At 46.3% G+C, this 22,938-nt stretch carries 19 protein-coding genes; 9 read left to right on the top strand and 10 right to left on the bottom strand.

Annotated features, from left to right (window positions below):
• A partial coding sequence (locus GWI56_RS21630) for a hypothetical protein (RefSeq protein ID WP_206765942.1) occupies positions 1-245 on the top strand: 245 nt, incomplete at its 5' end.
• 116 nt (positions 246-361) lie between these two features.
• Here GWI56_RS21630 and rsd read toward each other — a convergent pair.
• Complete coding sequence (gene rsd / locus GWI56_RS02370; RefSeq protein WP_105250394.1) at positions 362-841, bottom strand: sigma D regulator; 480 nt, start codon at positions 839-841, stop codon at positions 362-364.
• Between the two features lie 457 nt (positions 842-1,298).
• Between rsd and hemE the strand changes: the two genes are divergently transcribed.
• The 3 genes from hemE (at position 1,299) to GWI56_RS02355 (ending at position 6,228) form a co-directional block, all read left to right on the top strand.
• A complete protein-coding gene (gene hemE / locus GWI56_RS02365; protein WP_198572020.1) occupies positions 1,299-2,363 on the top strand; it encodes a uroporphyrinogen decarboxylase in 1,065 nt (354 codons plus the stop codon).
• A gap of 406 nt (positions 2,364-2,769) precedes the next feature.
• Positions 2,770-5,349, top strand: a complete 2,580-nt coding sequence (locus GWI56_RS02360; protein WP_198572019.1) for an EAL domain-containing protein — start codon at positions 2,770-2,772, stop codon at positions 5,347-5,349.
• 75 nt (positions 5,350-5,424) lie between these two features.
• Positions 5,425-6,228, top strand: coding sequence for an SDR family oxidoreductase (locus GWI56_RS02355; RefSeq protein WP_113941707.1), 804 nt, complete (start codon positions 5,425-5,427; stop codon positions 6,226-6,228).
• Positions 6,229-6,246: 18 nt separating this feature from the next.
• On the opposite strand, the gene GWI56_RS02350 is transcribed toward GWI56_RS02355, so the two are convergent.
• From GWI56_RS02350 to purH, 4 genes are all read right to left on the bottom strand, one after another.
• Positions 6,247-6,474 carry a hypothetical protein gene (locus tag GWI56_RS02350; protein ID WP_105250390.1) on the bottom strand — a complete coding sequence of 76 codons (228 nt, stop codon included), beginning with the start codon at positions 6,472-6,474 and terminating at the stop codon, positions 6,247-6,249.
• A gap of 158 nt (positions 6,475-6,632) precedes the next feature.
• Positions 6,633-9,869 (bottom strand): ImpA family metalloprotease, encoded by a 3,237-nt coding sequence (locus tag GWI56_RS02345; RefSeq protein WP_198572018.1) that lies wholly within the window; start codon positions 9,867-9,869, stop codon positions 6,633-6,635.
• Between the two features lie 177 nt (positions 9,870-10,046).
• The gene (gene purD, locus GWI56_RS02340) at positions 10,047-11,345 is read right to left on the bottom strand and encodes a phosphoribosylamine--glycine ligase (protein ID WP_198572017.1); all 1,299 of its coding nucleotides are present in this window, start codon (positions 11,343-11,345) and stop codon (positions 10,047-10,049) included.
• 70 nt (positions 11,346-11,415) lie between these two features.
• A complete protein-coding gene (gene purH, locus GWI56_RS02335) occupies positions 11,416-13,014 on the bottom strand; it encodes a bifunctional phosphoribosylaminoimidazolecarboxamide formyltransferase/IMP cyclohydrolase (protein ID WP_012090362.1) in 1,599 nt (532 codons plus the stop codon).
• 352 nt (positions 13,015-13,366) lie between these two features.
• Between purH and zntR the strand changes: the two genes are divergently transcribed.
• Together zntR and GWI56_RS02325 are read left to right on the top strand one after the other, a co-directional pair.
• Complete coding sequence (zntR, locus tag GWI56_RS02330; protein WP_131524203.1) at positions 13,367-13,867, top strand: Zn(2+)-responsive transcriptional regulator; 501 nt, start codon at positions 13,367-13,369, stop codon at positions 13,865-13,867.
• A 2-nt stretch (positions 13,868-13,869) separates the two neighbouring features.
• Positions 13,870-15,366 carry an SO_0444 family Cu/Zn efflux transporter gene (locus tag GWI56_RS02325; RefSeq protein ID WP_198572016.1) on the top strand — a complete coding sequence of 499 codons (1,497 nt, stop codon included), beginning with the start codon at positions 13,870-13,872 and terminating at the stop codon, positions 15,364-15,366.
• A gap of 163 nt (positions 15,367-15,529) precedes the next feature.
• Here GWI56_RS02325 and GWI56_RS02320 read toward each other — a convergent pair whose 3' ends face one another.
• Together GWI56_RS02320 and GWI56_RS02315 are read right to left on the bottom strand one after the other, a co-directional pair.
• Positions 15,530-16,231, bottom strand: coding sequence for a pseudouridine synthase (locus GWI56_RS02320; RefSeq protein ID WP_198572015.1), 702 nt, complete (start codon positions 16,229-16,231; stop codon positions 15,530-15,532).
• A 261-nt stretch (positions 16,232-16,492) separates the two neighbouring features.
• The gene (locus tag GWI56_RS02315) at positions 16,493-17,659 is read right to left on the bottom strand and encodes an MFS transporter (RefSeq protein WP_198572014.1); all 1,167 of its coding nucleotides are present in this window, start codon (positions 17,657-17,659) and stop codon (positions 16,493-16,495) included.
• A gap of 611 nt (positions 17,660-18,270) precedes the next feature.
• On the opposite strand from GWI56_RS02315, the gene GWI56_RS02310 reads away from it, so the two are divergent.
• Complete coding sequence (locus GWI56_RS02310) at positions 18,271-19,671, top strand: DASS family sodium-coupled anion symporter (protein ID WP_198572013.1); 1,401 nt, start codon at positions 18,271-18,273, stop codon at positions 19,669-19,671.
• A gap of 173 nt (positions 19,672-19,844) precedes the next feature.
• Here GWI56_RS02310 and GWI56_RS02305 read toward each other — a convergent pair whose 3' ends face one another.
• Positions 19,845-20,279: a hypothetical protein gene (locus GWI56_RS02305; RefSeq protein WP_198572012.1), complete on the bottom strand. Its 435-nt coding sequence runs from the start codon at positions 20,277-20,279 to the stop codon at positions 19,845-19,847.
• A gap of 57 nt (positions 20,280-20,336) precedes the next feature.
• Positions 20,337-20,759: a thioredoxin TrxC gene (gene trxC / locus GWI56_RS02300; protein ID WP_198572011.1), complete on the bottom strand. Its 423-nt coding sequence runs from the start codon at positions 20,757-20,759 to the stop codon at positions 20,337-20,339.
• A gap of 234 nt (positions 20,760-20,993) precedes the next feature.
• Between trxC and GWI56_RS02295 the strand changes: the two genes are divergently transcribed.
• Positions 20,994-21,329, top strand: coding sequence for an FKBP-type peptidyl-prolyl cis-trans isomerase (locus GWI56_RS02295; protein ID WP_198572010.1), 336 nt, complete (start codon positions 20,994-20,996; stop codon positions 21,327-21,329).
• Between the two features lie 142 nt (positions 21,330-21,471).
• Complete coding sequence (locus GWI56_RS02290; protein WP_198572009.1) at positions 21,472-22,440, top strand: sensor domain-containing diguanylate cyclase; 969 nt, start codon at positions 21,472-21,474, stop codon at positions 22,438-22,440.
• A 27-nt stretch (positions 22,441-22,467) separates the two neighbouring features.
• Here GWI56_RS02290 and GWI56_RS02285 read toward each other — a convergent pair whose 3' ends face one another.
• The gene (locus GWI56_RS02285) at positions 22,468-22,893 is read right to left on the bottom strand and encodes a DUF1850 domain-containing protein (protein ID WP_198572008.1); all 426 of its coding nucleotides are present in this window, start codon (positions 22,891-22,893) and stop codon (positions 22,468-22,470) included.
• Positions 22,894-22,938 lie beyond the last annotated feature (45 nt).

Here is a 22,938-nt window from a genome sequence, read left to right as displayed (position 1 = left end):
TCCATCAGATCACACTTCAAGGTGCAAGTTCACTCCAATCTAATGATTTATATGTAAATCATCAGGGGATTCTTCAGAGCACAACTGAGTCATCCTCTGTAGCTCCTCAATGCATTCAGGCTATCGAGCATTACATAACAATATCGCCATACCTATTGAAACAACGATTTGCCAATGTGTGCTGCCTCGGCCATGACTACGTCTGCTTTATCGGATTCAATTTGATTCAAACGGTTGCTGTCTAATGGCACTAGGACGTGTTTCTGTAGTAGCCCAAAGATGCTACTTCATTTTTCAAAACGATTGAGGGGAAAAGATAGATAAGCGCACAGATGCCGCAAGGTGCGCTTATGAAGGAGGACTACTGGTTGTGCTCAGAATGTTTGCGATGGAGAACTTCAAGTAGTTCATCTTCGAGTTCGAAGCGCGTTTCCATGTTATGGGCGAGCTCAGATAAGTCTTTATCGAGTTGATATAATACGAAATCGTCTTGTGTTTCCGCATATTTATCGTTGAAATCTAATGCTGCATTCGTGGTTGGCGTGATTTTGGGCAGTACTTGCTGTGCGAGCGTTTTGCTTGATTCGCCATATTCACTGCAGGCATTAACGACTTTATCATAGACCTCGAAATGTCCTTCGGAGACATAGTCAACTAATAAGTCACAGAAAGATTTAACATGTTCGAACGAGGGAAGCGATTTTTCTGATTTACCGTAAGGAGGAAGCCCTGCAATTTGGCAGTAATGCACTAACAGTTTTCGACGGTTTTTTAGCCATTGATCAATAAGCTTATTTGAACCGCCCCACTTCTGTTCTGCTTTTTCGAGTTCTCTCAGCATGATGCATTCCATTTAAGTGCCAGCACATAACTCTAATGTAGGGACAAGTTGCTAATCGATCAACTCTTTTCATGCGAATTTGCGAGAATGACGAAATGGACAAACCAGCTGTTTCGTATCGAAAAATGCAAATAAAAAGCCCAACGATAGAAACCTATCGTTGGGCGAGTAAAGTTTATAGCAGGCTCGATGCGACGAGCTTCTTGATTGTTCTTGCTAGCGCAGACTTTTTATACCAAAGGCGGGGAACCGGCGCAACTTTTTTCTGTCTGAGTGTGACTTCGTTACGAATAAATGAGCAGTATGTTAGCTGGATAACATTTTCCGGTTTATGCGGTCAAATCGACGCCAATGATGGGGAATAGCTCACATAAATTTGCACATAAAGGTTACATTATTCGCGTAAATGCTAAACTACCGACCCAGCGGATCTCAATAAGACTAGGAACCAAGCCCAATGGCAGAATTAAAGAATGATCGTTATTTACGCGCCCTACTAAAAGAGCCTGTCGATGTGACCCCTGTGTGGATGATGCGTCAAGCTGGCCGTTATCTTCCTGAATATAAAGCCACTCGCGCTCAAGCGGGTGACTTCATGTCTTTGTGTAAAAATCATGAGCTTGCCTGTGAAGTCACGCTGCAACCTTTACGTCGTTATGATCTCGATGCGGCGATTTTGTTTTCCGATATCCTAACTGTGCCCGATGCTATGGGTTTAGGTTTGTATTTTGAGGCGGGTGAAGGCCCACGTTTCGAACGCCCAACAGACACTATCGATGCGATCAAAAAGCTCTCAATTCCAGATCCAGAAGATGAGCTGGGTTATGTGATGAAAGCCGTTAGCACTATTCGCCGTGAACTGAATGGTGCAGTGCCGTTAATTGGCTTTTCTGGTTCACCTTGGACCTTAGCGACTTACATGGTTGAAGGTGGTTCGAGCAAAACCTTCGAAAAAATTAAGAAGATGGCTTACGCTGAGCCAATAGCATTACACATGCTGTTAGATAAATTAGCCGATTCAGTGATCTTATACCTGAATGCTCAAGTTGCTAACGGTGCGCAATCTTTGATGATATTTGACTCATGGGGCGGTGCGTTATCGCACTCAGCATACCGTGAGTTCTCTTTGCGTTATATGCAGAAGATTATTGATGGTCTGACACGCTTTGCCGATGGCCGTAAAGTGCCAGTGACGCTGTTTACTAAAGGCGGTGGTTTGTGGCTAGAAGCGATGGCAGAAACTGGCTGTGATGCACTAGGTTTGGATTGGACGGTAGACATTGCCGATGCCCGTCGTCGTGTAGGCCATAAAGTGGCATTGCAAGGCAACATGGACCCATCTATGTTGTATGCGCCAATTCCACGTATCGAAGAGGAAGTTGGTCATATTTTAGCGGGTTATGGTGAAGGTACTGGCCATGTATTTAACTTAGGCCATGGTATTCATCAGCATGTCGATCCAGAACATGCTGGCGCCTTTATCAAGGCGGTTCATGCGCAATCAAAGCAATACCATAAATAATTTTTGGTTTGCGAAACAGGCCCGCTTGCGGGCCTGTTTTATATCCGACATTTGAATTTGATAGCGTTGGAGCTTCTGGCGAAGGTATCTTTATGGATTAGCGTATGCGGTGGTTTCTATCGTCTGCTAGCTTAATTTTAAACAACGACTTGAATTCCCTATATTCACATACTGATTATGTGTGAATTTTTTTGATAAAAAAGTAAAACTTATAATCATTTAATTTATAAATTTTAATTTAAATCAAAGGTATAAAATTGATTTAATTGCATGAAAATGTCTACTTTAGCAACGACTAAAGCGAAGTGATGTTTAATACTATTCGCAAATGAGATATGTTGCATGGCGCAGTGAAGGATTATGCAAGGCCGTCAATCAATTTAGTCATAACAAGCCGTGGTAAGAGATGCACATTGGCAAGAAAATAATGGTATTTATTGCGGGCTTTTGTCTCCCTGCGGTGGTAATTGTCTCCTATTGTCTTGGTTATTGGTACGACCATCGTGTCGAGCTATTACGTCAAGATAGTGCTAACCGTGAGCTTGCCAATATCCAGCAGCAGTTTCAAATTGATGTCGATCGCTTAACCTTTCTCACTAATATCTATGCCTTACCTTTGTCTCAATTAGATGAAGACCAACTTAAAAAGCTTGAATCCTCGTGGCGCGATAGCTCAATGTCAGCCAATCTGAGTTGGTATATTCTACGACAGGGTGAATTGCACCCTTTTTTCCCCAATGAACGTCCCTTTGAGAATGATAAGTTACGAGAAATCGCCAGTGCTATTGTCAGTGCCGATAAGCCCAGTGTTGCTGGCGCTTATTTGATGGGCAAGTATGCTTATGTCGTTACTTCCGTGGCTTCTGCGCCCAATGAATCTGTGCTGCTGGTACGCCAACTGACTGATAAAGACTTGCTGGAATATGCTCAAGCCTTATTGGTGACTAAGGTGAGTATGAGTCATTCTCGCGACGTTACGCCAACAGTTGATGGTGTGCACAGTGACGCGATTAACATTCCAAGCCTGTTAAAAGATAAGCCTGTCTACCTGCAAGTACTGTTTTCCGATGGTCCCTTTAGGGAGGTTAAATTTCAACTCGATTGGGTATCGCTCGGATTTATTCTCTTTGGTGTGTTTATTGTTGGTCTTGGTTATATTTGGCTGCGTTCAGGCTTACTCAAACCCTTTAAAAATCTGATGCATCAATTGGCGCTGGTCGATCCTATGTCCAGTGTATATCAACCCGTTACAAGCGATGGTAATGAAGAATTAGAAGTGCTCGCCAGCCGTGTTAATAGCTTGCTGGCAAGAATTTATCAGCAAAAAGAACGCGCGAAAATCACCTTAGAATCCATTGCTGAAGCGGTGATTTTGACCGATGTCGATGCCAACGTGATTTATATGAATCCGCGGGCCGAGTTGCTTCTCGATGTTGCTAGTTGCTATGCCATAGGTCAGAGCCTTGCGAGTCTGTTAAAGGCTGGGGAGCAGTTGAACCAGGCGGTTTTTACCTGCATTCGTCTCGAAGAATCAGCGCCGCAGGTCGAGAAAATCAAGCTATTAACTGCTTCGCCTCGGATTATGGAGCGCAGTATTAGCAATCTGCGCAATCACGATAAAGAAATTGTTGGTACTGTCGTGGTATTGCGGGATATCACTCAAGAAGAGTTGCTTAAACACCAGCTACAAAAAAGGGCAAATTTCGATAGCATTACAGGGCTGCTAAACCGTCAGGCATTTGATGAGCAGTTACCCCAATTTGCCGCCTCAGCTAAAACCATCGCCGTTTGTTACCTCGATTTGGAGCAATTCAAGTTGATTAACGACAGCTGTGGCCATACTGCAGGCGATCGTATGCTTGCTATGGTGGCTAAGGCAATGCAGGCTTGTCTTGGGCCACAGGAGCTATTGGCGCGCCTTGGGGGCGATGAGTTTGGGTTAGTGATTTGTAATCGCAGTGCCTTATCTGTGGCGCAATTACTGAAGCAAATGATCGCGCAAGTCTCCATGCAAGTGTTGAACGATAAAAACTGTAATTATAAAGTTGGTCTCAGCATAGGTGTCGCCTTTGGCCGAGCCCCCTATATCGATGCGCAAGAATTATTGAAAGACGCGGACATTGCCTGCATTGCCGCTAAAGCTAAGGGGGCTAATCAAATTCATTTTTACGATGATAAAGATAAAGAACTCACCTACCAAAGAAATGCGCCTAAGTGGGCGGTACGTATCGCGCAAGCGATTGAAGAAAACGAGTTGATCCTTTATTACCAACCGATCCGCGGGCTAGGCAGTGGTCCGCAGCGACAACGAATGGAGATCCTGTTACGAATTCAAGAGCCCTGTGGCCGCATTTTGGCGCCTGCGCAGTTTATAGCCGCCGCTGAACGTTTTAAGTTGATGCCAGATATCGATAAAGAAGTCATCCGCAAAGCTTTTTTATGGTTGTCTTTGAACCCCGTGCTTTGGCCTGATCATTGTATTTCGATCAACCTTTCAGGCAATAGTTTAGGCGCCGAAGGAATGGTGGAATATATCGCCCAGCAGCAACACATTTTTGATATTCCAAGCCAATGTATTTGTTTTGAAATTACTGAAACCACCGCGATCCAAAATCGCAATCGTGGTATGGAAATGTTGAAGCAGTTACGTAAACTCGGTTTCTCATTTGCACTGGATGATTTTGGCAGTGGTTTTGCCTCTTATGGCTATCTGCGTGAGCTGCCGGTGGATTATGTCAAAATCGACGGCTGTTTTATTAAGAATCTCGCCGTGAATGCTAAAGACTACGCCATCGTTAAATCGATTCAGGATGTTTGTCGGGTTATGGGAATCGAGACTGTTGCTGAATTTGTTGAGAATCAGGATATTATTGACAGGTTGTTGAGCATAGGCATTAATTATGCGCAAGGTTATGCGATAGGGCGCCCGCAACCCTTAGCTAATTATCGTGAGCAATATGAGATGAGGCTTGCACAACGCGCGTGAAGGATTGCGCTTTTAGCGTGATTATGCCAATTTAGCAAAAGGCGTAATTAACATAGCGATAACAAAGGAATGACTATGGATGGACTCACTGGCAAGGTCGTGATCATCACGGGTGCCTCAGAAGGTATTGGTCGGGCGCTCGCAGTGGCAATGGCGCGAATGGGCTGCCAACTAGTGCTCAGTGCGCGTAATGAAACACGTCTCGCCTCACTCGCTTTAGAAATCGCTAATTATGGTCCGCCTCCTTTTGTATTTGCCGCCGATGTCTCCAGCCCAGAACAGTGTGAAGCCTTAGTTGAAGCTGCTGTTGCGCATTATGGCCATCTCGATATTTTGATTAACAATGCTGGCATGACTATGTGGTCACGTTTTGATGAACTGACTCAGCTCTCGGTGCTTGAAGACATAATGCGGGTGAATTATCTTGGTCCTGCGTATTTAACCCATGCCGCGTTACCGCACTTGAAAGCCAGTAAAGGCCAAGTGGTGGTTGTGGCGTCAGTCGCTGGATTAACGGGCGTTCCTACTCGCAGCGGTTATGCCGCTTCTAAACATGCTGTGATTGGTTTTTTCGATTCTTTGCGGATTGAATTAGTGGATGATAATGTGGCCGTAACTGTTATTTGCCCCGATTTTGTAGTGTCACAAATTCACAAACGTGCCCTCGATGGTGCAGGTAATCCTTTAGGTAAATCTCCGATGCAGGAAGCTAAGATACTGACGGCTGAGCAATGCGCTAATATGATGTTGCCAGTGATTGCAACTCGAGGCCGTCAACTGATTACTTCACTTCGCGGTCGTTTGGGGCGTTGGCTTAAGCTGATCGCACCAGGCTTAATCGACAAAATTGCCCGCAGGGCGATCGCCTCCGGGCACTAAAGTCTTTGCCACTACAAGCTATTTGCCACTCTTATTGAGATGCTTAATGATGGATTGTTCAGCTTCACTTTGAGTCGCTTTGTCCCCATCGATATCGATAGTCACAGTCGCGTTATGGCCCGTCATATCCTCTGCAATATGAAACCAATCTGGATGCCAGTAAAAGCTGGCTCCTTCTAGGGTTTGCCAGTTATGCACGCCTGATTTTTCACCTTGATAAATAAGATCTTTTATCGAATAACCCATATATTTACCCCATTAATTTCATGATTGTTAAAAATATAAGAAGCTAGATGGTGCACGTCATCTGAACCTAGGTATGTGCTTTACATCACATTTTCAGGCAAACATAAACCCCGCCAGAGCGAGGTTTATGATCTTAGCGAGATTAAGGTTTAGCACACTTATGGTTTGGTGCACTGGGTTGGCGAACCCACGCCTTTCCACTGTGTAGTGCCATCAGTGAGTGACAGGGGCACAAAGGTCAAACCTTGGCTCATATTGGCGGGTGGCAAGTCGGTTTCTAACTCATACATGCCCATGGAGATAGCCCCTGATGTGGCATTGGCGGCTGTTTGCGCGGCAGCAAGGCTTGAGTAGTGTAGGCCTAACATATCGAAATGGCTGCGCCAATCTTTGCCTGTGAGTTTACTCAAAGACACCAGCATAAAGTCGTTGCCCGGAATATCTTTCACCGTTTTGCCACCGTAGACACTATTGCCTTCAAACGAAAATTGGCCAAAGCCCAGTTTGCTACGATTCGCTTCCCAATCACTGGCGTTATTCGCATATTTACCGAAAATACGACTGTGTTGATACAGCAAGGTAAAGAGATTAAAGCCATTGTTCAGAGTGGTGCCGTCACTGAGCGTCATGCCGTGAGCCTTAAGCGCCATTTGGATGTAAAACGCCATGCGATAACCGTTATGCACTGCATAAGCATTGCTGGCCCAAGGCGCAGTGTATCTGTCTTCACCAGCATCGAGCACCTTACAATTGGCGCCAAACACTAGGCGTTTACCACTGGTGTCTGTTGTACCTGCGGCATCGGACATAAACACATAAAAGAGATCCTTGTGGTTCATGTGACCATCGGTCACTGTGCCTGTATTGCCTTCGCGCAGATAATGGGTTTTCCACTTCACCACATAGGGGAAGATATTGTTGGAGTTTTCCCCTGCGCGGCTGCCATAACCTGCCCAGTTTTCATTATCACTTGCCGCAGCATATTGCACATTGAGACGGTTAGTTTGCAGATTGTGGCCTAACTCATGGTTATCACCCCAACCCGTTGGGTCGATATTCCATGCTGCGTCCCAAGGATTACCGCTACAACCTCCACCGCACTGGGCATTTTGGTCATAATTCGCGTGTTGAATGATAGTGCGGGTATGCAGACTATTATCGATACAGTCGTCGCCAAACAGTCCTTTGCAAGCCGCTAGCACATCGGCGGGTAAGGATTCACTTAAGCTCTTGCCTTGGATCTTAAGTCCCGCAAGGGTGTAAACGCTGTTGATATGGTCATCGACAATACTTTTGAGTAGCGCGTTTACATCGGGCACATCCCCGCCGATGGCGTTTAAAAAGCGGTCGCGACGCAGATGCTGCTCGGCACCATCGGTACGCAAGTCCACATGGGGTAATTCGGTATTTTGGATGCGATCGTTAAAGGCTGCTATTTCTGCAGGGTTTGAAAAATCCATAATGGTCGGATGTTTAGCCACATGCTCAGCGCTGACTTCGACACTTAACGCGCCGCTATCAGCACTCGAAGTATCACCACTGATATACAGATAAATCGGCCCACCGTAGGGGGAAGAAAATTCGAGACTTTGTCCTTGAGCTAAGCGCAGGCGTTGCTGCGCCAACTCCAATGGACCGCGGTAGATTTTCTGCTCATAGGCACGGTTAGTATTACGTCTGTGGTAGTTGAGTTTGATCTCCACATTTGTAGCGCTGCTATCGAGACGAGTGAGTCTGATGGTTTGTCCTGGCAGCGCATACCAGCCCGTGGTCGTCCATTGGCCTGCATAGGGCACGCTAATGGTTTTATGTTCTGTGACAGTCGCAGGATAAGCGTAGTGCGCATTGCTGCCCTTGCTGAGGTTGGCTCTGTCGGTAACATATTCACCTAAATCTGGCTGGGCTAAGTTATGGGTACGGGCATAGCTGACGGTCCAATCGGCAAACAGGGCCTGCTGCCACTGGGCGTATTCGCTGTAGGCTATGGGGTAGTCAATCTCGCTGCGATACTTATCGGCGAGCAGCAGTCCGGCCTTCATCAAGGGGAAGTCTGCTTTGGTAAACACATCGATAGCATGGTTATCTAAGGTTTCAGCATTGGCTCGATACCAATCGGCACCCGTTTTGAATGAGTCAACAAAGGCGGCAGCATTACAGCTCAAGTAATTACCGCCGCAGTCGTTGAGTACTGAGGTGTCGAAGCGGCCTTCGTTAAGCTTACCGAGCAAATTATTCACTTTGGCCAGGGCGGTGTCTTCGACCAAAATGTCGGTCACACTGAGGTTATTGGTATTGAGTTTTGACCAGTAATTGCCAGAGGTAGAAAGCCCCATCTCAAGGTAAAGTGGCGACAGTATTGGGCTTTCATTACGCCAGTAGTTAGAGAGCAACAAGGGAATTCCTGCCGCTTTGGCGTTAGCGATCGCGGCTTTTATGCCTGCAAAACCGAGTGACTGACGGTCTATGTCACTAATGATAATCAGATCCGGTTTCAGTGTGTTGATACAGTTGCTTAACTCGCTGTAGTCACAGGTATTTGCTGTATTAATGCTATGGGCTGCGGGGTAGTTATTTGTGAGCCAAGTGCGGATCCCTTCATTATGGGGAAAGTACCAACTGTCAGCCTTGCTCGGCATTTGGGCGGTCACTATGCTGAGGCCGTCGGTTTTATCGGCGCCTTTGGTCAGCCAGCCTAAAAGGTTTTTCAATAAAGTATCGGTTTGCGCCGAAGTGTTGACGGAAAATAGATTTCCTCCCATGGCCGCATATCTTTGCCCCTGTTGCTCGCCCGCCATCACTAACCCACGAACGGCGTTCGCCCCACTGCCATCGACATTTGATGGCAAGACAGTAAAAGTGTTCTCCGGCATAAAGCTCGAAAAGGTAATTGAGTCATGGGTTGGATGCCAAGAGATGCTGCTACCGACACCTTGATATAGCTGATTTATCTGGGCTTTACGTTTGATGTCGATATTAGCGAGTTCGGCGATGCTGAAATCAATTAACTCACTCGCACTGGCAAGCCTGTGGTCTTGGTATTTAATGGCATTTTCGGCATTACTGATAAATGTCGGCGTGATAGTGCAATCGGCCGTCATGGACGCAGTGGTGTAAGTCAGCACATTGAGCGTGCCACCACAGCCAGTAATGCCCTCAAGCGTAAAGCCGGTATCGGCAGTAATGCTAAAAATAGCGCTTTTGCCAGACTCCACTTTTTGGCTGCTTGGACTCAGTGCGCCACCTATTACCGATAGGCTGCTGGCGGTGTATTGCACCAGCGCGGGAGGTTGGACTGGCGGCTGAGTGGGTGGTGTTGTCGTGCCAGCATCTTCTGAGCCGCCACCGCATCCGCTAAGCAGTATGGCAATGGAGGCATAAAGTAGTCTAATACTCATGGGGAGTCCTTGATCTTGGTGTATTTAACATTTGGTTGACATTGTATCTTGTTGCTCCTATTTTCAATAGAATTAATTACATAATTTTATTGAAAATCATGATGTTATATTTGACATCTGTCAAAAAACAGGCACAAAAAAACCGGCTTCTTGCCGGTTTTTTAATAGAGATATTAATTAATCTTGCTGTTCACGTGCGATTGCGCGATAACCAATATCGGTACGGAAATACACATCATCCCAGTGAATTTCATCAACCAATTTATAGGCGGCTTTTTGCGCTTCGGTGACTGTGTTACCCAGTGCCGTCGCACACAATACGCGACCGCCGTTGGTAACGACGTGGCCGTTTTTCATCTCAGTGCCCGCATGGAACACTTTACCATTGTTATCGCCAAGGCTGAGACCGTCAATCACATCAAATTTGCGATACTCATCTGGGTAACCGCCAGCAGCCAATACCACACCCACGGCTGCGCGCTCGTCGTATTCAGCGGTCACTTTATCGAGTTCGCCACGGGTGGCGGCTAAACAGAGTTCCACTAAGTCAGACTTTAACCGCATCATGATTGGCTGAGTTTCTGGATCGCCGAAGCGGCAGTTGTACTCGAGCACTTTGGCACTGCCATCGGGTGATATCATCAAGCCAGCATACAAAAAGCCTGTGTAGATATTGCCTTCTGCCGCCATGCCATCAACCGTTGGGCGAATCACGTTTGCCACAGTCCAATCGTGTACCGCTTGAGTCACCACAGGTGCTGGCGAGTAAGCGCCCATACCACCCGTGTTTGGACCATAGTCGCCGTTATCACGGGCTTTATGATCTTGGCTGGTGGCCATTGGCAGAATGTTTTTGCCATCGACCATGACGATGAAGCTGGCTTCTTCGCCTTTAAGGAATTCTTCAATGACCACGCGTGAACCCGCTTCGCCAAACTTGTTACCGGCGAGCATGTCATCAATTGCGGCATCGGCTTCGGCTTGGTTTTGGGCGATGATCACGCCTTTTCCGGCGGCTAAACCGTCGGCTTTGATAACCACTGGATAACCCGTTGTGGCCGTTAATTCACGCACGAAAGCTTTGGCATCGCTGATTTCAGTGCAGTTTTTATAACCCGCCGTAGGAATATTGTGGCGGGCTAAAAAGTCTTTAGTGAAGGCTTTTGAACCTTCGAGTTGGGCTGCGGCTTTAGTAGGGCCAAAAATCGCTAAACCTGCGGCGTTGAAGGCATCGACGACACCGATAACGAGTGGTGCTTCTGGGCCGACTATGGTCAGTTCAATCTTATTGGTTTTCGCAAAATCGAGCAGAGCAGGGATGTCGGTGGCGCTGATCGCCAGATTTTCAACATTAGGTTCTAGGGCTGTGCCCGCATTGCCGGGTGCTACGTAAACGGTATCAACTTGAGCCGATTGAGCGGCTTTCCAAGCTAGGGCATGTTCGCGGCCGCCGCCACCAATGATTAACACTTTCATGGTTAAAACTCCCACACATCGCAAAGGAAAAGGCCCTAATCGCTAGGGCCAAGTTTGATTTAAGTTGTTATCAATGACGGAAGTGGCGCATGCCTGTCATCACCATTGCCATGCCGTGTTCGTCCGCAGCAGCGATGATTTCAGCATCGCGCATTGAGCCGCCCGGTTGGATGATACAGCTAATACCCGCAGCCGCTGCGGCATCGATACCGTCACGGAAGGGGAAGAAAGCATCGGATGCCATGACAGAGTTCACCACTTCTAGCCCTTCATCTGCGGCTTTGATGCCAGCGATTTTAGCGCTGTAAACGCGGCTCATTTGGCCAGCGCCGACACCGATAGTCATGCCGTCTTTGGCATATACTATGGCATTAGATTTAACAAACTTAGCCACTTTCCAGCAGAACATTAAGTCTTTCAGTTCACTGGCAGTCGGTTGACGTTTAGAAACTACTTTGATGTCTTCTAAGCCGACCATGCCTTGGTCGCGGTCTTGCACTAACAAGCCGCCGTTAACGCGTTTGTAGTCTAAGGTTTGGGTCTTAGTGTTCCACTGACCACATTCCAATAAACGCACGTTGGTCTTTTTCGCAACCACATCGCGCGCCGCTTGGCTGACGCTTGGGGCGATAATCACTTCAACGAATTGACGCTCAACGATCGCACTCGCCGTCGCCGCATCTAATTCGCCGTTGAAGGCGATAATGCCACCGAAGGCTGAGGTTGGGTCAGTTTGATAAGCGCGGTTATAGGCATCGAGTAAGTCTTTACCTAAGGCCACACCACAGGGGTTAGCGTGTTTAACGATAACGCAGGCGGGTTCCAAGAATTCTTTTACACACTCAAGAGCGGCATCGGTATCGGCAATGTTGTTGTAAGACAAGGCTTTGCCTTGCAACTGAATCGCGGTAGCCACAGAAGCTTCATCAATTTTAGTGTCAACATAGAAAGCCGCTGCTTGATGGCTGTTTTCGCCATAGCGTAAGTCTTGTTTCTTCACTAATTGGGTGTTGAACGTGCGTGGGAACTTAGAATCAGCAAAGCATTCGTCCGTGCTGTGTGCAGGAACCATAGTACCGAAGTAGTTGGCGATCATGCCATCGTAACCCGCAGTGTGCTCAAAGGCCGCAATCGCTAAATCGAAACGCGTCGCATGGGTCGTGCTGCCATTGTTAGCCGTCATTTCTGCCAGTACGCGTGAGTAATCAGCGGCATTAACGACTATGGTGACGTCTTTGTGGTTTTTTGCCGCTGCGCGCACCATAGTTGGGCCACCAATATCGATATTTTCGATAGCGTCTTCTAAGGTACAACCGGCTTTAGCCACAGTTTCAGCGAAGGGATAAAGGTTAACCGCAACCAGATCGATGGCATTGATATTGTTATCGGCCATCACGCTTTCATCAAGACCGCGGCGCGCCAAAATGCCGCCGTGCACTTTAGGGTGCAGCGTCTTAACGCGACCGTCCATGATCTCAGGGTGTCCTGTGTAATCAGATACTTCGATAACAGGCACGCCGTTATCCGCTAACAAGCGAGCGGTGCCGCCAGTTGATAACAGTTCCACACCTTGGGCGTGAAGTGCTTTGGCGAACTCGAGAATTCCGGTTTTATCTGAAACGCTTAACAGCGCGCGACGAATGGGTCTGGCATTATTTGCAGCAGTCATTTGGGTACAGGGTCCAGTTATTTTAGTTTCAAGGATCTTTCGGAAAACAGAACAGCCTTAACGCTGTACTGCTTTCCAAAAGTCCCTTGGTCCTATTTTTACTTTATTAGCTAACTTTTTATCCCTTCGTCACAGCGCGCGTATTCTAGCGTAAAACTCGATTTACGGGTGTTTTTTCTGCGTGATTTCACAATATTCATATCAGAACAAAGCGGCATTGCCGTGTTGGCTTTCAGTAAAGTTAAAATTACCTCTTGACCTTGGAGTAGGCTCCAAGGTTTATACTTGCATTATTGAGTTGTATGCTGGAAATGATCCCTGAGTTGTGGGCTATTTCGCAAAGGATGAAGACATGTATCGTATTGGTGAATTGGCGGATTTATGTGAGGTGAAAGCCGACACGTTAAGATTCTACGAGAAGCACGGCCTACTCGCGCCGTCGAGCCGTACTGAGTCTGGCTATCGAGTATATACCGAGGCCGATGCTGCGCGATTACGCTTTATTTTACGGGCGAAAGCTGTGGGTTTTACCCTCAATGAAATCAGTGAATTGCTGTCAATTGAACTCGATAAATCTAACCGAGTCTGTGCCGATGTAAAAGGCATGGTTGATTGTAAATTGGCTCAAGTACAGGCCAAAATTGCTGAGCTGAATCATTTTCAAGCGAGTTTACAAAGCTTGTCTGATGCCTGTTGTGGTGGGCCACGTAGCGCCGAACATTGCTCTATTTTAGAGGCGTTGGAGTCCAGCACTGAGCGGGTACGCGTTGAGCATCACTCTCATAATGTAAATCAGTACCAAGCGCACCAGAATCATCACGGCAAAGCCATTTATGAAGAGTCAGGGAATTAATTATGTTACTGAAGAATTTTATTGATCTGTTTTTAGAATCGGCGCCTTGGTTATTACTGGGCCTGATTTTAGCTGGGCTATTAAAAGTATTCGTGCCAATGGCGTGGATGCAAAAGCAGCTAGGTGGTCACGGTTTTAAAACCGTAGTGAAAGCGGCGCTGCTTGGCGCACCTTTACCTTTGTGTTCTTGTGGCGTTATTCCCGCAGCAGTTGGGCTGCGCCGTTCTGGTGCCTCTAAAGCAGCAACGACTTCCTTTTTAGTGTCGACGCCAGAAACGGGCGTCGATTCAATCGCCGTTTCCTACGTGTTACTCGGCCCCTTTATGGCGATCGTCAGACCGATAGCAGCGATTACCAGTGCGATTGTGGCGGGCTTACTCGTTGGCCGTGATGATGACGATGGCAAGTCAGTGGTTAAGGTAGAAACTCAATCAGATAAGCCATTAGAGGGTGAGGCGTCTTGCTGCGCCTCAAAATCAGTGGCTCAGCCAGAGATGGTAAAAGCCGAAGCGGTTAAAAGCTGCTGCTCATCGACTACGCCTACGATAACGCCCGTAAAGTCTTCCTGCTGTGGTAATGACAATGTTGATGCACCTGCAGCCGAGCCAAAGCCGAAGATCAAAATGACGCCTATGGCGGCGCCGAGCTTAATGGCGGGTTCTTCAAGTGTTATGGCTGTTGGCGGTCAAACCATGGGATCTGCTCAAACTATGGGTTCTGTGGTTAAGGTTAACGCTGTTAAAGTAGAAAGCGTGGGGTCATGTTGTGGCAGCCAAACCACAGAGCCAGAAACAATAGTGGTGGTGAAAAAAGGCGCTTGCTGTGGTGGCAGTGCTAAGGATGCTGAGCAGGTGAGTGCTAACACTGCAGGCGATAGCTGCTGTGCCTCTACTCAAGATATGGCGACTGAGTTTAAATCGCAATCCGTATTAAGCCGTGTCGGAATTGGCCTTAAATATGCGGCAACGGATTTAGTGCGTGATACTACGCTGTGGCTGCTGGTGGGCTTATTTTTCGCAGCTCTGGTACAAACCTATGTGCCGGCTGACTTTTTGGCTAAATGGGGCGATGGCATTCTGGCTATGCTAGTGATGGTGCTCGTTTCTGTGCCTATGTATATTTGCGCGACCGCATCGACACCGATTGCCGCTGGATTATTATTGGCGGGTGTGTCACCGGGTGCTGTACTCGTGTTTATGATGGCAGGTCCGGCAACCAATATCGCGACTTTAGGCATAGTGGCTAAAGAGCTAGGTAAACGTGCGCTGTGGGGCTACCTTGGCGGTGTGATTGGCGTGGCTTTAGTGGCCGGTATGTTGGTCAATTATCTGGTTAATACCTTTGGTTTTGTGGTGATGCCACAAATTGGTGAAGAGCACCAAATGTTACCCCAATGGTTAGTGGCAACCTCTGGCATAGTGCTGGCGTTACTCATGGCAAAAGTGGTTTTTGAGAAGATCCCAAGAAGCTGGGTTCGCCGCAACGATTGCTGTTCTTAGTCGATTCATATTCCGCTAAGCAGTATCAAACACATAAACATCCCAGTGTTGTTGCTAACACTGGGATTTTTTATGGGATTGATTTGCAAACCTATCAGTATTTGTTTGCTTTTTTAACGTCGATAAACGTAGGCGGCCTGTCGGCTTCAGCCTTGTTAATCAATTAGGATGTGAAGGAGCTTATCTCCGCCAAGGTTAAGTTGCGCCATTTCCCTACATCGATATCTAAGGTCACTGCACCAATTTGCGCCCTGTGTAGGGCAACCACTTTATTGCCCACGGCGGCAAACATCCTTTTGACTTGATGAAACTTGCCTTCGGTGAGCGTGAGTAGCACGGTTTTTTCATCCACTTGCTGCAGTGTTGCTGGCAGAGTGAGGGCGGTTTCGCCCTGTAGATTTAGCCCAGCGTCAAACTTTGCGGCTATGGCTGCAGTCGCTTCGCTGTCGAGTGGATCTCGCAGTTGGACACGATAGACTTTTTCGCACTGATATTGAGGCGAGATAATATTAAACGACCAGCGGCCATCATCAGTCAGTAGCACTAAGCCTGTGGTATCAGCATCTAGGCGGCCAACGATGTGCAGGTCAAATGCGCGATCGATATCGAGCAGATGAAATAGCGAAGGGTAGGCTCCATCCACATTTGAGCACAAGGTATTAGCAGGTTTGTGCAACATGATATAGCGAGATGGGCGTGGCGCTAGCGGCTTTCCATTAAGGCTGACAGTATTATTTTCATGCACTTGCATTGCGCAGTCTGTCACGATAGCGCCATTGACTGTGATTGAGCCGTTAAGAATGGTGACTCTTGCGGCTTTGCGATCAAGATCTGTGCTTTTACAGAGGAATTTATCGAGGCGCATAGTGAAATCTCAGGAAAAACAGTCAGCACAGGTGTTTAAGTAAGCTGCATTATCGCGACTTAGGGAGGATAAGCAACTGCCCTGTCTGAATGTTAAAACTAAGCGTACTGATTTTTAACGTTATGACCTTTGTGGATCATCTTGCTGTTCGTTTTGTGTTGATTTGACCGCAGATGTTTTCTATTTGAGCCACTCGATGAGCATGTCGTTTATTAAGTGGCTGCTTATTGAGTCGCAGTGCAATGTATTCTATGGGACTTGTTAAGGCGAGGAAAAACTTGGCTTTGTATTAATAAGTAATTGAGCAAAAATGTAAATACTGCTCAGAATACAGCATATGCCTAAATACATGAGTAAGCCGAACTCCGTTTGGCCAAAACTGCTGGCCACTAATGGGCCTATCACTGACCCCACCGAATAGCTCAGCAGCATCACTTGAGTCGCTGAAACAATTTGGCTAGCAGGCAAGTCGTCACAAGCTAAGCTGATTGCAATCGGGTAAAGGGCAAAAGCGCTGGCGCCAAGCAAGAGAAATCCAATAATCAGTGTCATATTTGAATGCTGAGTGAGCAGCAATAATGCTGCGACACCCAGTAGGCAAAAGCTTACTATCAAGCCACTTTTATTAACACGAGGAGATAAATAACTGACTAAAGGTTGTACTAGCATGCCACCCACTATGATGAGGGCCATAAATTGTCCTGTTTGCTGATCAAGCCCCATATCCAGTGCCACATAGATGGGAAGTAAACCATAGATAGGGCCAAGCAATAATCCAGAGACTAAACATCCCATAATGGCAGGCTGACTTAAGTTTTTTAGCGCAGACAATGACATTGATTGTTGTTCGCTTACCTGAGGTTGACCGCGTTTTACCAGTAGCGCGGGTAAACTTGCCGCGGCTAATAATCCCATGATCACTAGGTAAGGTAGATTGCCCTTTGTACCTAAATAATCAATGGCTAATTGTCCTAAGGCAGTGCCTCCATAAAGCGCTGTCATATAAAGTCCAAGCCGCTTAGCGCGTTGCTTTTGGGTATCGGCCATTAATAGCCATGATTCAACCACCACAAAAATCCCTGCAACCGCAAATCCCGCTATAAGTCGAGAGGCTAACCAGACTCCACTTTTAGGGATTAATATCATAGCGACAACGCTGCAAAGAAGGATATTCAAAAAAAGGATAAAGGCTTTACTGTGGCCGATACGGGCAACAACAGGAGCAATACAAGGCGCCCCCAGTAATAAACCTAAATAAAAAATACTGGCCAGTAATGGAGCAAGTGAGGTGCTGAGTTCGAAAAAAGTGAGCGACAGTGGGATTAAGCTCATTAAGTAGCCTGATGCCAAAGCAAACAAACTTAACCCTGCTACTGGGACGAAAAGGCTGGGCTTTTGAGCCGACTGAGTTAAGGCAATTTTTTCCACGGGCGGTTCCGAAAACAGACAAATAATATACAGGAGGCGGGGTTGCGGTCGCGACTTTAGGCTGGATCGCTGACAGGGTAAAGTGAGTTAGATTGACTGTGGTGGTGAATAATATTTGTGTTTACTATTCATGTAGATATTGGGTTTTCTATGTTGCCTTGTTGCAATACGTTTGTGTTGGTCGCTTGCTGTTCACTGCGTCGCAGTTTTAGTGCACATTCAACGATACCTAGATTCGATTTAGCGCTACACACATTCAATTTTGTGCCAAATTTGGGGAATAATACCTAATCCTACCAATGATCAGAAGGTATGATTAATTAGTTGATTATCACCTTGGTAGAAAGTGTGGTGTGATCTATGTCTCAGTTTTAAACATTAATTAAATTACAACGTGGGCAAGGTTTTGTTCGATCTTTGTCCGTTTGAAATTTTAAAACAAAGGTGTCGATCAGAATTTGGTGATTATTGTCGCTAATCGGCCGTTTGTGCGTGCTAGCTCAGCAATAAATGTTGTTGCCAAGTGATAAAATTACAAAATAAACCGCTTTGCCAAGTGTGATCTATGCCCTAAATTTGCGTCAAAATAAAATGGTATTAAGGTTGTAACCATGTCTTTAACAGATTCAAGTACTGCTCCACCTAATCAAGCTCCCGTCAGCGAGGGGCTCGATAAGAAAAAAATGCTGATCCTAGTGGCTGATATTGTGCTGTTATTTGCACTTTATTACGGTTTACCTTTCGAACAAGGGGTGAATACTGGGCTGGCCATTTTGTTCTTCGCCGCGATTCTTTGGCTGACCGAAGCGATTCATATCAGTATCACTGCGATTCTCGTTCCTATACTCGCCGTATTCTTTGGGGTGTTTGAAACCAAGGAGGCGATGAGTAACTTTGCCAATCCCATCATTTACTTATTCTTTGGGGGTTTCGTCTTGGCTGCGGCCTTGCACCATCAAAAGATTGATACCCTCATAGCGCAAAAGCTGCTGCTAGCCTCTAAAGGCAAACTCAGTATCGCCTGTTTGATGCTGTTTGGAGTAACTGCGCTGCTATCGATGTGGATCAGCAATACCGCGACCACGGCGATGATGTTGCCATTGGCTCTCGGGATTTTGCAGCAGCTCGACCGCGAAAAATACCACAGCACCTATGTATTTCTACTGCTCGGGATTGCCTATTCGGCCAACATCGGCGGTATTGGTACTTTAGTGGGTAGCCCACCGAATGCGATTGCTGCGGCTCAAGTGGGCTTAAGTTTTAGTGATTGGCTGAAGTTTGGTATTCCAACCGTTATCCTCATGCTACCTATGATGTTGATTGCCTTGTATTGGTATTTTAAGCCTGATCTTTCTGCCAAATTTGATGTGAATGTTGAAGCTCAGAAGCTGACATTTCAGGGGAAATTTACTCTGCTTATCTTCCTGACTACCGTATGTTGCTGGATTTTCAGTGTACCGTTAGCTAAGGCATTAGGTGGCATCACTCAGTTTGATACCATAGTCGCCTTAGGTGCCGTCGTTTTACTCTCGGGCTTAGGTTTGGTCGGCTGGAAGAAAATTGAATCGACCACAGATTGGGGTGTACTCATATTGTTTGGTGGTGGTTTAACACTGAGCGCAGTACTAAAAACCACTGGCACCAGCGTATTTTTAGCTCACTGGATGACAGATATTTTCGGTAGCACTCACATGTCGTTGTTCGTCTTTGCTGTGATTGCTTTTGTGGTGATGTTGACTGAATTTGCCAGTAACACCGCCAGTGCTGCACTGTTAGTGCCTGTATTTGCTGCGATTGCTGAGGCATTAGGCATATCGCCTGTAATGTTATCTGTACTGATTGGTATTGCAGCTTCTTGCGCCTTTATGCTGCCGGTGGCGACACCGCCCAATGCTATCGTTTATGGGTCTGGCCATATCAAGCAATCGGAAATGGTGCGAGTCGGTATGATCATCAACTTTATCAGTATGATAGTCTTGGGTATTATCGCCCATACCTTCTGGGATATTTAACACTGATATAGTTCATGGCAACTTTGTGTTTCAACGTTGCCGCTATAATAGTATTCGCCTTATGAAGAGCATAGGGCGGATACTGATTTTGTTTTTAGCTGAGTCGTACCGAGTTTTTGGGCTTAGTGTCAGGCTTAGTGTTTCGAAGTTTACTCTATGCTTATGTTTTGCTCTTAATTTGAGGTTAAGTTGCGACTAAAAGTATTTGCGCTATAAATTGCTTGATGTTGATAACGTAGATAAAAGATTTCTTTTACGTTGATGATATCAATCTGTTCAATGTCATTTTTATATAATACGGGAGCGGTATCGCCTTCAGTGACATTAACGGCTTGTAAAATAATAGGCTTATCTATCATGGCAAAAAACACTTCTGCTTGCTGTAAATTCTCTGAAAGATAAACATAAGCTGTCTGTGGCTCGGCAGAATTATGATCACTGCGAGTAAAGGCTATCCCTTGCTTGAATGGACGAATGCATTGCTGAGTTTCATCGTTCCAAGTCCCTCCCTTGTCGAGACAAGTATCAATTGTGAGATGTTGTTGTAAACCCCATCCTGTCACCACTAGCAAGAGTACTGCGCCCAGTAAGAACATTGCTTTTTTCAATTTTCGTTACCTTTACAAATTAGCTCGGCTGAGCGGTTGTATCTTAGCTCAACCCCGTTATTTATAGGCATTTAACCATTGGTTAAACGCTGAGGAAGGTAAAGCTCCGGCTTGCTGTGCGAGTATGTGGCCTTGTTTAAAAATCATTAAGGTTGGAATAGATCGAATATTAAATTGAGCCGCGAGGGCTTGTTGTTCTTCAGTATTGATTTTACCGAAGCGAAATTGAGGCTCCCATGTCTTAGCTGCTGCAGAAAATATGGGCGCAAAACTTTTACAGGGCCCACACCAGCTGGCCCAAAAGTCAACGACAAGGGGGAGCTCTGATTTATTGGCATGGTTGGCAAAGTTTGCGCTAGTGAGTTCAATCGGCGCAGCCGTAAAGACACTGAGCTTACATTTACCGCAAGTGGGTTGTTGGTTTAAACGCTCATCGGGAACGCGGTTTAACGTATCGCAATGGGGGCAGGCAATAATCATGGTAAAGCTCCAAAATAAAACGTTTATACGACTTATATATTGGGCTAACCGATAGTAATTTAAAGGGCGAGTGATGATGTTATCGCCCATGATGACTTTATTATTAAGGATTAAGCAGTGAACCGAGCCGCAGAAATGTTTAGATTGCGCCGACAAGCCCGCTTGTCGGTGATAAAATCCTGCGCAAAGTTGAATATCACGCCCTAAGTGCGAACAAGAAAAGAGAATGAATATATGACTGAATTAGAAGTAATCGATCTGCAAGTGGGCGAAGGAAAAGAAGCGGTAAAAGGTGCGCTGATCACCACCCAATATCGTGGATTTTTGCAGGATGGTACCCAATTCGATTCATCCTATGATCGTGGTCAGGCGTTTCAATGTGTAATTGGTACTGGCCGAGTCATTAAAGGCTGGGATCAAGGTATTATGGGGATGAAAGTGGGTGGCAAACGTAAGTTGTTAGTCCCAGCTCACTTAGCCTATGGCGAGCGCCAAGTGGGGGCTCATATCAAACCAAATTCTGATCTTACCTTTGAGATCGAATTGCTCGAAGTGCTGATTCGCGATTAAGCGTGACAGGACTGCGAGAGTCTGTGTAAGCTCGATTGAGCCAATATGATTCTGGCTCATCTTGCACTCTTCACTATGTTGCTTCGGCATAGGGTGATTTACACTAGACTCAATTTTCCCACTTAATGGAAAGAGATTTGTCGTGGCTTCGGATACTGCAGCAGAGTTAATTGCGCAACTTCAGGCTGAGATCGCTCAGCTAAAAAGTGAAAACGCTCATTTAGCAGCGTTGAATTATCGTGCCGAAGAAAAACTCTTTGCGGCCCTCGATGGTAATGGTTTATGTCTATGGGAACAGCATATTCCAAGCGGAAATTTAACCATATTTAACATGCGCTGGGGCGAAATGCTCGGGTTTAGTCCTGAAGAGTTTGCTGCCCATGTTGATATCTGGAAAAGTAAATTACACCCCGAAGATAAAGAATGGGTGATAAAAGCCTTTGAAGATCATGTGAATGGTCAAGCCGATTACTATCAAGCAGTTCACAGAATGCTACACAAAGATGGCAGCATAACCTGGGTGTCCGATCGTGGGCGTATTGTCGAGCGCTTAGCTGATGGAACACCATTGCGAATGATGGGCAGCCATATCGATATTACTCAAGAAAAGCGCTACGAAATAGATTTAGCCCGTTTAGCCCACAGTGATCCACTCACCAACTTAATGAATCGCCAAGCTATTGCCAAAGTATTCGATGAATCCTCGCAACCAGGTATTCACGGTGCGTTGTTTTTTATCGACCTTGATGGTTTTAAAGCGTTAAATGACCGTCACGGCCATAAGTTTGGTGACAGCCTGTTGATGCACGTTGCGCATACTTTGGTATCTCACGCCGGTGAATTTGCGCAGATCGCACGGTTAGGGGGTGACGAGTTTGTGATATTACTGCCGTCATTTGATCGTGAATCTTTAGGGGCGCTCGCACAATCATTGCTCGATGTTTATCGAGATAAATTCCTGCTAGAAGGTTGTGAAGTAGAGGTAGGCCTGAGTATCGGTATTGATATATTTGGCTATGGTGATAGTTTTGCCGAGAGTTGTGATCGCGCTGATGCCGCCATGTATCGCGTGAAACACCAAGGAAAGCATGGATATTGTTTTTATCAGTAAGCAGATGATTACTATCCCTTAACTTGCCTAGCGAACATCAATTGGCGTGACATTTGAAGAGCCGCAACCCCAAAGTTCAACCGCGGCTGTTTGTTTGTTGGGTACGCCAATCCAATGACTCATGGCTTGGCATTGCACTTTTCCTGAGATTTGAGTGAAGCAAAGTTCAAAATCCCCTGCTTCGGGCGTGCGACCTAAGCGCAACACAGGCAAAATGGGCAGCTTGGGCTGATAATGCCAGCTGCCATTTTTAAGATAGGCATCATCTGGGATTTCCATTCCTGCACCCGTACCTTTCACTCTTGCTTCGACCAACACTAATCCTTGTGGCGTGACGTTATAGTCTTCCTCCCAGCGAATTTTTTCTATGCTGTGGTTCCATGCCAAGGTGAAGTTGTCTGTGGGCACTTGGGCCCACAGCGTGCCCGCTAGGCCTAAACACAGGCTTAGCATCTGTTTAGCTTCAAAGACTGATTAACAACCAATAATCTCAAGAGC

The organism is Shewanella sp. DW31, assembly GCF_015767295.1.
Taxonomy (GTDB): Bacteria; Pseudomonadota; Gammaproteobacteria; order Enterobacterales; family Shewanellaceae; genus Shewanella; species Shewanella oncorhynchi.
This window is presented reverse-complemented; position numbering and strand designations above follow the sequence as displayed.

What these genes read in the sequence shown, in the direction of transcription:
- GWI56_RS02360 (WP_198572019.1), top strand. Translation starts at nt 2,770, where the DNA reads ATGCACATTGGCAAGAAAATAATGGTATTTATTGCGGGCTTTTGTCTC.
- GWI56_RS02345 (WP_198572018.1), bottom strand. Translation starts at nt 9,869, where the DNA reads ATGAGTATTAGACTACTTTATGCCTCCATTGCCATACTGCTTAGCGGA.
- GWI56_RS02310 (WP_198572013.1), top strand. Translation starts at nt 18,271, where the DNA reads ATGTCTTTAACAGATTCAAGTACTGCTCCACCTAATCAAGCTCCCGTC.
- GWI56_RS02295 (WP_198572010.1), top strand. Translation starts at nt 20,994, where the DNA reads ATGACTGAATTAGAAGTAATCGATCTGCAAGTGGGCGAAGGAAAAGAA.
- purH (WP_012090362.1), bottom strand. Translation starts at nt 13,014, where the DNA reads ATGACTGCTGCAAATAATGCCAGACCCATTCGTCGCGCGCTGTTAAGC.
- GWI56_RS02355 (WP_113941707.1), top strand. Translation starts at nt 5,425, where the DNA reads ATGGATGGACTCACTGGCAAGGTCGTGATCATCACGGGTGCCTCAGAA.
- GWI56_RS02350 (WP_105250390.1), bottom strand. Translation starts at nt 6,474, where the DNA reads ATGGGTTATTCGATAAAAGATCTTATTTATCAAGGTGAAAAATCAGGC.
- GWI56_RS02285 (WP_198572008.1), bottom strand. Translation starts at nt 22,893, where the DNA reads ATGCTAAGCCTGTGTTTAGGCCTAGCGGGCACGCTGTGGGCCCAAGTG.
- purD (WP_198572017.1), bottom strand. Translation starts at nt 11,345, where the DNA reads ATGAAAGTGTTAATCATTGGTGGCGGCGGCCGCGAACATGCCCTAGCT.
- hemE (WP_198572020.1), top strand. Translation starts at nt 1,299, where the DNA reads ATGGCAGAATTAAAGAATGATCGTTATTTACGCGCCCTACTAAAAGAG.
- GWI56_RS02320 (WP_198572015.1), bottom strand. Translation starts at nt 16,231, where the DNA reads ATGCGCCTCGATAAATTCCTCTGTAAAAGCACAGATCTTGATCGCAAA.
- zntR (WP_131524203.1), top strand. Translation starts at nt 13,367, where the DNA reads ATGTATCGTATTGGTGAATTGGCGGATTTATGTGAGGTGAAAGCCGAC.
- GWI56_RS02325 (WP_198572016.1), top strand. Translation starts at nt 13,870, where the DNA reads ATGTTACTGAAGAATTTTATTGATCTGTTTTTAGAATCGGCGCCTTGG.
- trxC (WP_198572011.1), bottom strand. Translation starts at nt 20,759, where the DNA reads ATGATTATTGCCTGCCCCCATTGCGATACGTTAAACCGCGTTCCCGAT.
- rsd (WP_105250394.1), bottom strand. Translation starts at nt 841, where the DNA reads ATGCTGAGAGAACTCGAAAAAGCAGAACAGAAGTGGGGCGGTTCAAAT.